Annotated in this window: 7 protein-coding genes and 2 pseudogenes; 5 read left to right on the top strand and 4 right to left on the bottom strand. The window is 62.7% G+C overall.

Features of this window, described 5'->3' with window-relative positions; all coding sequences use genetic code 11:
- The first annotated feature begins 78 nt into the window (after positions 1-78).
- The 3 genes and pseudogenes from JJL56_RS30325 (at position 79) to JJL56_RS30320 (ending at position 5554) form a co-directional block, all read left to right on the top strand.
- Positions 79-903, top strand: coding sequence for a hypothetical protein (locus JJL56_RS30325; protein WP_200487562.1), 825 nt, complete (start codon positions 79-81; stop codon positions 901-903).
- A 31-nt stretch (positions 904-934) separates the two neighbouring features.
- Positions 935-2431 (top strand): annotated as a pseudogene (locus tag JJL56_RS34150) (calcium-binding protein); the annotation flags it as partial.
- A 72-nt stretch (positions 2432-2503) separates the two neighbouring features.
- On the top strand, positions 2504-5554 hold the full coding sequence (locus tag JJL56_RS30320) for a calcium-binding protein (protein WP_247891332.1): 3051 nt from the start codon (positions 2504-2506) through the stop codon (positions 5552-5554).
- A gap of 60 nt (positions 5555-5614) precedes the next feature.
- Here JJL56_RS30320 and JJL56_RS30315 read toward each other — a convergent pair whose 3' ends face one another.
- Positions 5615-6520, bottom strand: coding sequence for a recombinase family protein (locus JJL56_RS30315; protein WP_200487560.1), 906 nt, complete (start codon positions 6518-6520; stop codon positions 5615-5617).
- 1014 nt (positions 6521-7534) lie between these two features.
- Between JJL56_RS30315 and JJL56_RS30310 the strand changes: the two genes are divergently transcribed.
- Positions 7535-8890, top strand: coding sequence for a hypothetical protein (locus tag JJL56_RS30310; protein WP_200487559.1), 1356 nt, complete (start codon positions 7535-7537; stop codon positions 8888-8890).
- On the opposite strand, the gene JJL56_RS30305 is transcribed toward JJL56_RS30310, so the two are convergent.
- The gene (locus JJL56_RS30305) at positions 8869-10047 is read right to left on the bottom strand and encodes a DUF4172 domain-containing protein (RefSeq protein WP_200487558.1); all 1179 of its coding nucleotides are present in this window, start codon (positions 10045-10047) and stop codon (positions 8869-8871) included. The genes JJL56_RS30310 and JJL56_RS30305 overlap by 22 nt on opposite strands.
- Positions 10048-10278: 231 nt before the next feature.
- A complete protein-coding gene (locus tag JJL56_RS30300; RefSeq protein WP_200487557.1) occupies positions 10279-10521 on the bottom strand; it encodes a hypothetical protein in 243 nt (80 codons plus the stop codon).
- A gap of 1196 nt (positions 10522-11717) precedes the next feature.
- Between JJL56_RS30300 and JJL56_RS30295 the strand changes: the two genes are divergently transcribed.
- The gene (locus JJL56_RS30295) at positions 11718-13658 is read left to right on the top strand and encodes a MobA/MobL family protein (RefSeq protein ID WP_200487556.1); all 1941 of its coding nucleotides are present in this window, start codon (positions 11718-11720) and stop codon (positions 13656-13658) included.
- A gap of 335 nt (positions 13659-13993) precedes the next feature.
- Here the strand turns inward: JJL56_RS30295 and JJL56_RS30290 are convergent.
- Positions 13994-14638 (bottom strand): annotated as a pseudogene (locus JJL56_RS30290) (transposase); the annotation flags it as partial.
- Between the last annotated feature and the right edge of the window lie 65 nt (positions 14639-14703).

Here is a 14703-nt window from a genome sequence, read left to right as displayed (position 1 = left end):
AGATATAGAAGATATATGACTTAATTGGCATGCAGCTTCTTAGTTTCTGGGGAGCAATGCACAACAGAGGACTGCAAAATGGCAAGACACACAAAAAAAACAAATGGAAATATTACTTCTCTTATTTTTGCGTTTATTTTTCTATCATTCAACAATACTCTTTCTTCGAAAGCCTCTTTAGTTGATAATAAAATTTATATTAACAACGGTCTTGAGATTGATCAATTGACCGATTTTTTTATGAGATATCGAGAATCAATAAATCGTGGTGATTATTACTTAAATTTGCAGAAGCGTGAAATAAATTATTATGTAGAGGGGACATTTAGACTGGAAGCCAAAGAAATCATAGAAGAAGCATATGAAGAACTAGGAATTCTAACAGGCATGAAGATCACGGAAGCCGAAGATAGTAAAAAAACTAACATTTATTTTATCATAACCGAGCGTGGATACAAAGAAATTTCCGAAGATGGGAAATGGACATTACTTTATAATAGAATTTTTCCCGACAATCCACGCATGTTTGTCGGACAAGAAATGTGCGAGGCTAAAATGCGCACAACAAGTGATAACAACTATTATGCAATAATTATTGCTGCTCCCGATGAAAATCACGTCAACAAATATGTTCAATATTATTCCTGTTTAACAAAGGCTATACTAAAAACTATGGTTCCGATAAGCTACCCAATATACAATAATCAGAATGTCGTATTAAGTAACGGAGATGCATGCTACAGCATTCAAGAGAAAATTGCAGTGAAATTTTACTATAGCGATCACTTCGAAAAATTCATGAGTGGATATATTAGCAAAGAACAATTGCAGCAACTATTGACGCATTATCATTTTCTAATAACGCAAAGAGAAGATAGAATTTGTACATTAAAAATAAAATAACCATTCCGAAACTAAATCCGAGGAGTTGAAAATGGATGCTGGAAGCGCGAACGCGGCTAACGGAGTAGCTGAGTCGACTACAGAAGGCCGTAATACTGCCTATAGTGGAGACCCAAGTGGTAATTATGGAGGGTCTGGCAGATTTGATGTAGCTCAGCTTGAGGTCAAAGCTGGCGTAGAAGTTAATTTTGACATGCAGACTGGAAGGGTTACTGTTAATGCGCAGGCAAATATAAATAACCCGAACAGCCAAAATCAGAGTCAATACAATGCCAGCTTAAAAGGTACAGATGATGGCATCACAGTTACTGTAGGAGCCAGCAGGAATGCACCTTTATCTCCTAATGATAATATAGGAGTAACTGGGAGGTTTAGCAAAGACGGATTTGATGTTCAAGGGCGCTTCCAAGACAACATGAAGGATGGAAGCCAACACTACGGTATCGGACTTGATAATCAAGGAATTTATGGAGAGATTGGAACAAATGGGAGCGGTCAGAACCAGGGAGGGAAAATTAGGCCTGTTGTTCTCGACCTTGATCGCGATGGGGTTGAGCTTATAGATCAGAACTCCAGTTGTGCTTTCTATGATGTTGATGGTGATGGATTTAAAGAGAATGTTGGTTGGGCAAAACCCGAAGATGGCATTCTTGCTATTGACGTTGACCGTAATGGTTTAATTGAAATGGCAAACGAAATTAATTTTACGTTACACTCAGTCGGCGCTCAAACTGATCTAGATGGAATATCAAATGCCTTTGACAGCAATAGAGATGGCATTCTTGACTCTAAAGATGAACGGTTTAGTGACTTCCGAATATGGCAAGATTTTGATAGCGATGGAGTTTCAGATACTGGAGAAGTAAAGACATTAACAGAAGCTGGGGTAAATTCTATAGAGTTGACAGGCCCTAGAATTGATGTATTGAATAACGGCAACCCTGTTGCGCGTTATACCAGCTTCACGCGCTCAGATGGTTCTATTGGGCAAGTGGCTGATGCGGGACTGATGTACTCTGCATTTGGCTATCGTATATCTGATGGCGCGCTTGAAGTGCGGGGAGGCTCGCTAAACTCCATCGGAGCAGGCAATTTCACAGGAACATTGATAGATGAAAGTAATAATTCACTCCTAGTTGGCGGCATTGGGTCGCAAAATATTGAAGGAGGCGGCGGAAGCGACTGGCTTATTGGAGGGGAGGGATCGGATATATTATCAGGAGGAGATGGCCACGATATATTGTTTATTGATCGAGAAGACAATGTTGATGGTGGATTAGGGTTCGACATCGCAGTTGTTGTCGATGACCATGGTATAGCGCTTAATCTGAAAAACGCCAATATTGAGGCTGTTCAGGGTGGACTTGGAGACGATACTTTCACAGGTGGTACAGGAAATGAGTATTTTTCAGGAGAAAATGGAAATGATCATCTATCCGGCGGTTCTGGCATTGACTCCCTATATGGTGGAAATGGCGACGATCGGTTGAGCGGTGGTACGGATGCAGACATCGTCGATGGTGGCGCAGGGTATGATCTCGCAACCTTCCAGTCGTCTAGTTCCGGCGTTGGTGTATCCTTGGAGGATGGTCGCGGCTGGATGGGTGAGGCATCGGGAGATGTCTACATAAGTATCGAAGGGGCCACTGGCTCAGAGCATTCAGACTATATTATAGGTAATGGGCAAGGCAACTGGATCGCCGGGCTGGGCAGCAATGACACCCTTATCGGTCAGTACGGCAACGACACGCTGATGGGCGGCTGGGGCGAGGACTATCTGGCCGGCGGTGCCGACAACGACTCCCTCATCGGTGACGACGGCTTCGACACGCTGGTTGGTGGCACAGGCGACGATGCCCTGTTCGGCGGTGGCCACAACGACACGCTCAGTGGCGAGGACGGCAACGACACGCTGGTCGGTGGCTGGGGTGAAGACTATCTGGCCGGGGGCAACCACAACGACGTCCTGTTCGGTGAGGACGGCTACGACCTGCTGGCCGGCGGCGCCGGTGAGGACAACCTGTTCGGCGGTGGCCACAACGACACGCTGTTCGGCGAGGACGGCAACGACACGCTGTCCGGCGACGGGGGCGACGACCATCTGCACGGCCAGAATGGAAACGACACGCTGTTCGGCAACGACGGTTCCGACTGGCTGACCGGCGGCACCGGAGCCGACTGGCTGGACGGCGGGGCCGGCTGGGACAGCGTCAACTACAACGCGTCCTGGGGCGCGGTTGGCGTCGATCTCGCCGACGGCGTGGCCTGGAGCGCCGAGGGCGAAGGTGACCGCCTGATCAACATCGAAGGCGTGCAGGGCTCCCAGCACAACGACGATCTGCGGGGCGACGGCAACAACAACTGGCTGCACGGCCAGGGTGGAGACGACTGGCTGTTCGGTCGCGGCGGCGCCGACATCCTGGATGGCGGCGACGGCTTCGACGTGGCGAACTACGTGGACTCTGCAACCGGCGTCAGTGTGGATCTGCGCAACGGTACCGCCAGCGGCGGCTCCGCCGACGGCGACCAACTCCACAACATCGAGGGCGTGCACGGCTCAATCCACGACGATCATCTGCACGGCAACGACGCCACCAACTGGCTCTACGGCTCCTGGGGCAACGACTGGCTGCACGGCTACGGCAGCGACGACAGCCTTTACGGCGACACCGGCAACGACTCCCTCAACGGCGGCTGGGGTGCCGACAATCTGTTCGGCGGCGCCGGTAGTGACTGGGCCACCTACATGTGGGCGTCCTCCGGCATCGGCATGACGCTGGAAGGCAACTACGGTTGGCTCGGCGAGGCGGCCGGAGACAAGTTCTACGACATCGAGAACATCCTCGGCTCCGAACACGGCGACGAGATCTACGGCGACTGGCAGGGCAACTATCTGGTCGGGGCCGGCGGCAACGACGCGCTGCTGGGCAAGGATGGCCACGACACGCTCGTTGGCGGCTGGGGCGACGACTACATGGAAGGCGGCGGCCACAACGACGTTTTGGTGGGTGAAGACGGCCACGACTACGTGGTCGGCGGCTGGGGCGAGGATTACCTGGCCGGCGGCAACCATAACGACACGCTGATCGGCGACGACGGTCACGACACGTTGGTGGGCGGCGCCAACGAGGACTATCTCGTCGGCGGCAACAACAACGACGTGCTGCACGGCGAGGATGGCTACGACACGCTGTTCGGCGGTGCCAACGAGGACTACCTGCACGGCGGCGGCCACAACGACACGCTGATCGGCGACGACGGTTACGACACGCTGGTTGGCGGCTGGGGCGAGGATTACCTGCACGGCGGCGGCCACAACGACGCGCTGCATGGCGAAGACGGCCATGACTATCTGGTTGGCGGCTGGGGCGAGGACTATCTGGTCGGCGGCAACAACAACGACACGTTGATCGGTGAGGACGGCCACGACACGCTGATCGGTGGTGCCAACGAAGACTATCTGGTCGGCGGCAACAACAACGACGTGCTGCATGGCGAGGATGGCTACGACACGCTGTTCGGCGGCGCCAACGAGGACTACCTGCACGGCGGCGGCCACAACGATCATCTGCTTGGCGACGACGGTTACGACACGCTCGTCGGTGGCTGGGGCGACGATTGGATGAGCGGTGGCGGCCACAACGACGCGCTGCATGGCGAAGACGGCAACGATGCCATGCACGGCGGTTGGGGCGACGACAACCTGCTGGGCGGCGAAGGCGGCGACTGGCTGGTCGGTGAAGAAGGCAACGACGGCATCAACGGTGGTGGCGGCTACGACACCGCCTACTTCGCTGGCAGCCGCAGCAACCACTACATCCATTACGTCTCCAACGGCCATGGGGCGATCATCGACGCCACGGGCCGCAACGGTGGTGACTGGGTGTGGGAAACCGAGCGTCTGTGGTTCGACGACGCCGTGGCCTATTTCGACGGCTCGCAGGGCTGGCCGCCGCTGGTCATCGACCTCGACGGCGACGGGTTGGAACTGACCGATGTGTTCGAAAGCACGGTGCGCTTCGACATGACCGGAGACGGCATCGTCGACCGCACCGGCTGGGCGGCGGCGGACGACGGCCTGATCGTCTACGACCTGGGCGGTGACCGGAAGATCACCGGGCAGGCGGAGGTGGTGCTGGCCACCCACGGCGAGGCCGGCATGACCGACCTTGAGGCGCTCGCCTACGCCTTCGACGACAACCGGGACGGCTGGTTCGACGCGAACGATGCCCAGTGGAAGGACTTCGGCATCTGGCAGGACCGCAACCAGGACGGCATCACCGACGATGGGGAGTTCCGCACCCTGGACGAGGCCGGGATCGTCCGCATCGGGCTGGTCGGCGAAGGTCTGGCCGAGGTGGTGGCGGGCAACGTCATCAATTCCGTCACCCGCTTCGAGACCGCGGACGGTCGCGAGGGGCTGATCGGCGACGTGACGCTCTACGCACAGTCCGGCGTGGAAGCGGACCGCGTCGTCATCGCGGCGAACGACGACGTTTCCGAGTTGCCGAGCCTGGAGAACGCCCTGCACGGCCTCGCCGCGGCGATGGCCCTGTTCGACGCCCAGGGTGAGGCGGCGGTCGAGGAGATGCCGACGATCGTGGACGACGCGCTCTACCCGCTCGACGACGCTTTGTCGAAGGCCGCGTAAGTCGGAGACCGAGGGAAGCGGACGCCCAACCGGCCCGCTTCCCTCGGTCCGTACGCCGCATCATGCCGACGTCCAGTCTTTCTCACGCACCAGCCCCTGTTCCTTGGCGCGGTCCAGGAGGTTCTTGACCGAGGCGGCCGCCCAGGTGCGCCCACCCCGCGGCGTGGTCTCCCGCATCGCCTCCAACTGAGCGCCGATGGCCCGCAGCGACAGCTTGGGGTTCGCCCGGGCGATGCCGGCGACCAGCACCATGAGCCGGTCATCCCCACGCACGGAGGGCACCTTGTCGAGCAGCGCCCGGTCGGCCAGCCCTTCGGCGACGAAGGCGCGGACGGCGCGGCGCAGCCGTTCGGCCGTCCAGTGCCGGCCCGGCGGCAGCTTGGCGTTGACGGCGCGGGTCACCGCCGCCCAGGAGCGGGACGGCCGAAGCCGCCGCACGGTGGGCAGCCACTCCTCCGCCGTGCGGGTCAGCTCCAGCAGGTAGAGCTGGCGCTGCCGGTCGGCGAGGCGCTGCGTCGTCGCCCTGTCGCCCTGCTTCAGCTTGGGATTGCCGCCGACCCGTCCCCGCGCCTTGGCCGCCGCCAGCCCGGCCCGCGAGCGCTCGCGGATCAGCGAGCGCTCGTACTCGGCCACGGCGCCGAGCATCTGCAGCACCAGCGTGCCGTGCGGGCTGGCGGTGTCGATCGGGCTGGTCAGGCAGCGGAAGTGGCAGCCGCGGCCACGCAGGTCCTCGATCACCTCCAGCAGGTGGGCCAGCGAGCGGCCGAGCCGGTCGAGCTTCCAGATGACCAGCGTGTCGCCGCGGGCGATGCGGGCGAGCGCCCGCGCCAGCTCCGGGCGGGCCCGGGACGCGCCCGACGCCTTCTCCTCGAAGATCTCGGCGCAGCCGGCGGCGCGCAGCGCGTCCAGCTGGCCGGCGGTGGTCTGCTCGTCGGTCGAGACGCGCGCGTAGCCGATGAGGGCCATACCCTTCTCCCAAGCCGGAAAGAAGCCTCTGGATGCCCCCTTTGTAAAGTCCAGGAGAATGCGAGTAAACGACCGTTTTAGAGCGCACCAATTCCTTTACAGCGACCACGCGGGCGGCCGTCCCGTGATCGGGAGCGTCCCGGAGGAGATCTGCGACGTGGATCAGGGCGCCGGACTGCGGCCGCAAAACCGGGCTGCGGACATTGGCGGAATGGCCCGGCGATCCGGCTGAATTTGAGTGCCCTGGCGCACTTGGAGCGGCCGATCTGAGCGGCGGCGGTCCGGTTCTAAACCGATCCACTCTCTTCTAAACGGATCTGGTCTGCAAAACGGCGGCTGGTCCGGGACGGAATCCGCGGAAAGCCGGCTTCTAAACTGATCCACCCGACAACGACATCCTGGACGGTTCAGGCGGAAAAATGCCCGCCGGAGCCCTTTTGTACAGAATTTATGTAAGTCTTATCCACCCGGATGAACATGGAGGCAGGGCCGGGAACGGCGAAACCACCACCGATCAAAGCCCACCTGAGCGGTTCTGGCGCGCGACAAAACACCAGTGACCGCCGGCTGGTCGGAGGCCGCGGAAGGCGACGAAAGCCGCACGAAACCAGCTGCGGAATGGATCTGGCGGCGGTGACGGCGGCTCTCGTTCGGAAAGGACCACTGGCCGGTCAACGACATAGCAGCGAGCCAAAGGCCAACCGAGGACGCTTTTCGCATGAACTGCCCGCATTTCGCACGATCCGGTCTGCAAAACGGGGGCAGGCTGGGTGTCGAACCCCTTGGAACCCGGCTTTTCGCACGAACTACCCGACAACGACATAAACGGATCCACCCGACAACGACAGCCGGGCCGGTACAAGCGTATGGAATTTGCCGTCCGTACCGTCCCATTTTAAAAGGTTAGATGTATAAAAACGCTTTCCAACCCGCCGGCCCGCCAGCTAACCTGGAACAGAGCGGAGCCGGCGCCGACTGACCGCCGAAGGTTCTGGATCTTGCGGAAAGGCGACGATGACGGAGCCCCCCTCGGCCCCCCCCCGGCGGCCCCCGGACACCCCCGCGGCTGGCGGCAGCGGTCACCGCTGGATCGACGACATCGACGCCCTGCTTGCGGGCGGCGGCGAGGATGATTCCGACGGCCGCCCGCCAGCCGCTGCGGTGAACGGCCTTGCCGGCCTCATCAGCAACGCCGTTCTGACGGCCGCCTGCGCGGCCACCGCAGCGATCACCCGGCTCGACGAGCGGCTGGCGGCCGCGCCGCCGCATCGCCGCCGGGGCTGGCACGAACGCTGGTTGCTGCGCTCCACCATCGCCTCGATGGCGCTCGACGGACGCGGTGTCGATGAGGACGACCTGCGGCTCGACGGCATCGACGCGCTGCCCCGCGGCACCGACGAGGATCTGCGGATGGCGCGGGAAACTCTGAGCCTCAGCCGGCGTGCGGCGCGCCGGACCGCCACGAAGAACCTGTACACGGCACCCCGCCTGATGGCGCTGCTGCGCCCGCCCGCCACGGTGGTCGAGCGTCGTCTGCGGAACCGCCGCGCTCAGGTCGATGCCGCCGTCGAGGCCGGCGCCGACAAGCGCTTCCTGGAGGTCGTCGGCCAGCCGGTCAACCGCGCGTTGGCCCGCCGGCGGCTGGAGGACGCACTGGACCCGGACGTCTTGCGCGTCTTCGCGGCAATGCCGCCGGTGTTCGGCGCCGTGATGCTCCTCGCCCATTGGCACGCCACCGCGGCCCCGTCCTTGGGGGCGGCCCCCGGCCGCATCCTCACCGACATCTGGCTGCGCCACGCCGGCCTGACGCGCGCCGCCGTCGGCGGCATCGCCGTGGGCTTCGGGGGAGGGGTGCGGCAAGACTACGCCCCCCGTCGCACGGAAGCCTGGGCCGCCGCCGGTCTCGCCGCCGTCCGGCGTTCCGCCGAGGCCGGGCTGGCGCTGCTGCACAGCCTGGAAAGCGCCGAACGCGCCATCCTGGAGCGCGATGTCCAGGTGATCGAACAGGCTTTGGAAAACGGCGAACGCACCCGCGCCGGGCGCCGGGACCGCGTCTTCGAAGACCTCTTACGGGTTCTCGTGGAACGCCCGGCGGCGAGCCTTCCGCAAATCCAGGCGGTGATGGGCACCACCCGCCCGCATTACCAACGGCGCCCGGAGAAGGAAGGGGAGGGGGAGAATACGGCGGCCATTCTCTATCCGTGCAGCGAAGCCCCCGGGTTGCCCCCGCCACCCCGCAAGCGCGCCGGTGAAGAGGTGGTGCGCCGGTACATCACCATCCTGGAGAGGCGGGGTCAGGTCATTCAGATGCGCCACCGCGAGGATGGGAAGCGGGTGGTCATGCGGATCTACCGCTTGGCCGGTTGCTGACCAGTGACGGGCGGTTTCCCCTCCGGCACGACGCTTGGACCGTCTATCGGTGGCCAGTTGAAGCGGTAGCTCGTGCTGCGGCCGCTGCCGGGATTGCGGGCGAGCAGGCCCAGGCCCACCAGTGCGCTCATATCGCGTTGCGCGGTATCCGGCGAACAGCCGCACAGGCCGGTCCATTTCCTCGCGGTGATCGGGCCGTCGCAGCCCTCCAGCAGCTTGCCCAGCACCTGGCGCTGACGGCCACTGAATGGGTACGCGGCGTGAGCCTTCCAGAACCTTGCCGTGTTGACCACGCGCTCCGTCATCGCCTCGGCGGCCTGGATGGCGCTCTCGCAGCATTCGGCGAACCAGACCAGCCAGTCGGTGATGTCAAGATCGCCCTTCTGCGCCGCCTCCAGCGCATTGTAATAGTGTGTCCTGTCGCGTTCGATGGCCGCCGACAGGCTGTAGAAGCGCTGCCTGGTCCCTTCGGCCTGCGCCATCGCAAGATCCGCCACCACACGGGCGATGCGCCCATTGCCGTCGTCCATAGGATGAATCGTCACGAACCACAGGTGCGCCAAGCCGGCGCGCAGCAGTGGATCGATCTCCCGGCCAGCGTTGAACCACCTCAGGAACGCGGCCATCTCGCTCGCGACACGCCGGGCCGGCGGCGCCTCGTAGTGGACCGTGGGCCTGGGGGAGAACGGGTTGGAAACCACCTGCATGGCCCCCAGGCGGTCCGTTCGCCACCGCGCCACATCGATCGGCTCCCCCCCGGAGCGGCCGGTCGGGAACAGAGCCGCGTGCCAGCCATGGAGACGCTCCTCCGTCAACGGTTGGACATGGTTACTGGAGGCGTCCATCACGATGCCCACCACGCCCTCCACTCGGCGGTCGACCAACATCGGACCGGCTTCGGAGAGGCCGAGGCGCCGGGCAACGGACGAGCGCACGCTGGCCGGGTCCAGCACCTCGCCCTCGATGGCGCTAGTCTTCACGACGTCCTCGGAAAGCGCCGCCAGTTCGGCTTCGCGTTGCGCCGCGAAGCCGATGTCGCTCATTTTCCCGAGAAGGAAACCCTGCCGATGCCGTGCCCTGGCCAGCGGCGACAGCAAACGGTTGCCGTCCCACCGGAAGCTTGGCCACTCATCGCGCTGCCAGATGTACACCACCACGAGCCAGCCCTATTCACCGCATGAATTGCGGTGATTGTCCCTGCATTCGCCTCACCGGACAAGTTCTTCGCCGCACGTGCTGCGGTGATTGAAGCGGTCGGTGCCGCACGAAGCTTGGTTTCGGACCACGGTGACGGCAACGGTGGCGACCGACCGGTCATGGCAATTCTGGTCGATGTTGCGATACCTCACTATGAGGCTCTCATCTCGAATTTTGCACCGACGCCTTTCTTACTCCCAATCGTTCACAGCTCCGTTTTCCCTGATCAACGGCTGCAACGACAGGCCTCGGCGGATAAAGGCGGGCTCGTCCAGTTCGGGATCAATCGGCAGATGCCGCGCCCGCAGCAGCTTGTTTCCTTCAGCGATGCACGCCAACAGATAATCCTCCATGGGCAACCCCATGGCATCGGCGACGGCCTTGGCCCGTTCATACGCGGGTCCCTCGTCGCGGAAACGCAAAACACAGCTCATGCTTCCTCTCCCGGCTAGAAAACCTTATTCATCATCCACTCGCACAGCCGCTCGTTTGCCATAGTGTGTTGATCCAGCCCATGGCGCCAACGGCGATCCATCGCCGAGCGCATCATTTTGCGAGCAAAACCAACACGCAATGCGGTCGAGGTTTTGTCACCGCCGGCCTATTATGCGCACAGCGTCCTGAGGCAGGCTCCGGACAAGGTACTCCACGGCTTGGGCATCCTTCGACGGACCCCCAACCGGCCCGAATCGGCTTATGACTCAATCCCCAGCCGTGGCCCTCCGGCGGAGCCGCCTCCGCCAATTGAGTCCGCGCTGGGCGGAGGTCGGTCTTCTGGGAGATGGGCCGGTGCCGAAGCCAGTAGCCGGAGGATCTGGGGTTGGTCACCGGCCCGGATCGCCTGGGCAAGATCGTCAAGGCTGACGCCCGCCTGCTCGAGGCTTATCGCTGCCTTCAGCAACGCACCCCTCTCTTCCCGGGCCCAGTGCTCGTTGAGGGCCTCGTTCGCTTGCCTCAAGTCTGCTCGCGCTTTCCACAGCTCAAGCTCCAGGTTGCGGACGCGGCGCCCTTTCCGAAAGCCCCCCCGTTCTACCTTGTTTGTGGGTTCGGGGCCGTCGAGGTCAATGCCGCGATGGCTCTTGCTGGTATCGGAACTCTTCTGGGGGTTCTGATGAGACGTCATGGTCAGAGTGCTCCTTGATGGCGGCACCAAGCATCCTGCAAGCCCCCTCCCTGAAGCCTCGAGCACCGGCGTCAACCTCCAACCGGTCTTTTTCCAATCCTCCCCGTTTCGGCAGGGGCATCGATTGGCACTCAGGACACCGACCCGGCGCCCTCCGGGCACCCGTTTCAGCACCGACCGGCGGTTGTCCCGGCACCCCAAGGGCACCGGAACGACCGGAGGATGAATCATGTCGTCCGAACACGGCAAGGCGGGAATGGGGAAGGCGCGCAATTACGCATTGGCGCACCTGCGCCCATGCGTCCGATGCGGCAAGGGGCGGGCACCTGGTGGGCGCCCTTCAACACGTCCGGCTCCGAGGCACCCTTCGGGCACCCCGCAAGTTTTGCCGGGTCGGGTCACGCCCTGCGGGCACCCCCCGACGCAAAGTCGCCGATGCTCGAAACCAACGAGGCCACACCTGCACACTGGCCGTCATGGAACAGGGGGCGGACACAGGAGACGGCCATGCTGCGGCTGATGGATGCGAGGCGGTTGCTCGACGAGGCAGAACACGAGGATCGCGTCCGCATGGGCCGGCTGGAAGAGGGAGAGGATGCCCTTCTCGAAGCGGTGGCGCGCGGCCGCTACGCGTGCATTGGTACGGCCAAGCTTCGCCTGCCGGTGTACCGCTCCGTCCGCGCCGGGCGTCGGCGCGCCGATGGGCACACGGAAGTGCCCATTCACATTTCCCTAAGCTTCGTTTCCAAGCGCCGCGGCGCTGTCGGCCCGAACGGCGAAGGTCTTACCAGCCACGAGGCTGCCGCACGCCACGGACGCGTCTACCTGCATCCTGGGCGCGGCGAACTGGCCCTGGTGCGCGCCGCCGGGGCCCACCGCGACCGCCGGCTGGGCGGCTGGTGGATTCCCGAAGCACAATTCCACGCTCAGCCGGAGTTGCACCGTTTCGCCACCCGCTCAGCGCAGAACGCCGGCGTCCTCCGCCGTGCCGGACGCGGCAAGGTCCGAAACGGCGCGGCTGCGGCGTTCCAGCTCTATGTCGAATGCGCAGCGGCGGACGACGAGGGACGGATGGCCGACCTCCTGCACGACGAGGAAGGCCCGATCAGCCTCGGCACCATCGGCGATACACCAACCGAACGTGCCGCCTTCTGGCGGGCGGTGTCTGACAGGGAGCGTGCCGATGGGCGGGTGCAGAATCGGGCGATCATCGAGCTACCACACGAGCTGACCGCTGCGGAGATGCGGCCGCTCACCATGAGCATTGTGGCGCCGCTGGCCGAGCGCGGGCTTGCGTATCACGCGGCGGTGCACCGGCCGGATGTTGTCGGGGGTTCCGACCCGCGCAACGTCCATCTGCACATCCTGTGGAGCGAACGGCCGGCGATGCACACCGGCCCGATGGACTGGGTATTCGCAGCGTGCAAGGACCGTGGTGCTCAGGGGCCGGCCTGGGTAAAATGCTTCCGGGAAAAAACCGTGGCGGCGATTAACGGAGCGCTCGATCGGGCGGAGGTGGAGCGTGGAGTGCACATCGCCCGTCGTTATCATGCGGGACGCTACACGGATCTCGGTATCGAAAAGCCGCCCGGCCTCTATCTCGGCCCCCGCCGGACGGCTCTGGAGCGGTCCGGGGTCCCAACAGCGGCCGCCATTGCCAACGTGCTGCGCGAGCGGGTCTGGGCACGGCTGGTTGCTTCTGAGCAGGCGCTCGCGCGAACCCGGCACCTGTTGGAACTGGCCGGGCGGCCCGGCATTCCCGAAGCGGTGGCGGAGCGCCTCGCCGCCCTGGCCGAAACCATGACGGCGGCCTCTCCGGCCGCGGCCTCGGCCTCGGCCGAGCGAGCAGTTGTCCGGATGGCTTGGGCGGATCAGGCCCGGAGCAACCCCGGGCGAGGCGAGTCCGGAGCGCTCCGCGCCCGTTTGGCCGAAGCGGAAGCTGAGAAGGCGAGACGGATTGTGGAAACCGCCACGCCGGTCCTTCATATGGCCTCGGAGGGAACGCCACCGGAATCCATCAGCGCTATGATGAAAGAAGCGGTTCGTACCAGCACCAACATCGGCCCGTGGAGCGTCCAGGATGACCGGGACCGTGCGGCTGACCTGCTGGCGTTTGCCGAAGGACGACTCGACGCACTCGACGCCACGCGGCAGGAAGTCGAACGTCGGTACAGGGCAGCCAAGCATGCCGGGCACGCGCTCGCAGCGGTGGACGCGGCTGTTCCCATTTCTGGAAGCACCGATCCCGCCTGGACGCGCAGACGGGCGCGGGCGGCGGCCGAGTTGGAGATGTGGTCCACATGGGAAAGCCGGGCGGCAGATTTGATGGCTGGTCTGCCCCGGCTGTCGGCGCCGGAGGCGCAGGCGCGCACCACGGCCCTGCTTGCCCATGGCGGCCCTCCCGCTCTCGCCCGGCGCCGACGACGCGCTCGCGAAAGGTCGCGCTAGCGAACCGTCCCTGCCGGTGTCCGCGCAAACATCGGCGATGGCCCGCGCGGACTGTGGATGGAACGGTAAACGGCTGCGCAGACAGCCTCACCAAAACCGATGAAATCGGGCAGAACGTGCACCGCTAGGCCCACCATTTGACGATGACGAAGGCCAGAGCGAGCGATTCAGAGCGCAGCGGTGCACTGGGTGGATGTTGCTCAGGTGTTGCTCAGCACCTCCACCAGAACCGAGAAGAGTGTCGGTGGGAATGATTCCTGGAGGACCTGTCAAACGACATCAGGAACCGGTCCTTCCGCGTTTTCGGTGCAACGGTATGGCTGGAGCGTTGCCGTTCATGCGGCCTCCAGGACACGATGACGCAGCAGGTCGAACTTGGCGCGGCCGCACATGGTTCGCTTGATGGTCTTCAAGCGGCTGATTTGTCCCTCCACCGGCCCGGTGCTCCACGACAGCGACAGCGCCGTGCGGATCGCCGCGAGATCACGCGCGAGCCCATCGGCGAACCCGGCCAGGGCGGTTTCTTTGGCCGCGGCCAACCATCCATCCAACCGGCCCGCCTGCTGACGACGCACCATGGTGCTGAACGCGCGTGCCAACTCGATGACCGTGGTGAGTCCCTCGGAATTGGCGAGCAAGGCATCAACAAACCGTTACTCGGTGGCATCGATCGTCTCCGGATCGGCCACCACCAACCACGCTGCCCGACGTTTCGAGGGCATCTTCCACGGTCCCATCGTGCCGACTGCGCCGGCTGAGGTCGCGTTTGCATCCCGAAGGCGGCGCACCCAGCGCTGCACGGTGCGGAGTTGCCCGCGAAACCCACGCTCCTGGATCTCCTGCCACAGCCGGGCGGCGTTGTGGCAGCCCTCGCCCCAGCGCTGCCGGAGATACACGGCGTGGAGATCGACCGCGCTGCCGCGATCCCGTTGCGACCAGACTGGAAGTGCGCCGGCCCGCACCCACGCACGGACGGTCTTGTGAATCGCCCCGGGTTTCCCGGAGGCTGGATTGGTTGAGTCACGCCGCGATGGCGACATCCTCA

The sequence above is a fragment of the Azospirillum aestuarii genome (assembly GCF_016632405.1).
GTDB lineage: Bacteria > Pseudomonadota > Alphaproteobacteria > Azospirillales > Azospirillaceae > Azospirillum > Azospirillum aestuarii.
The sequence above is the reverse complement of the archived record's forward strand: the minus strand, read 5'-3'. Positions and strand labels throughout refer to the sequence as shown.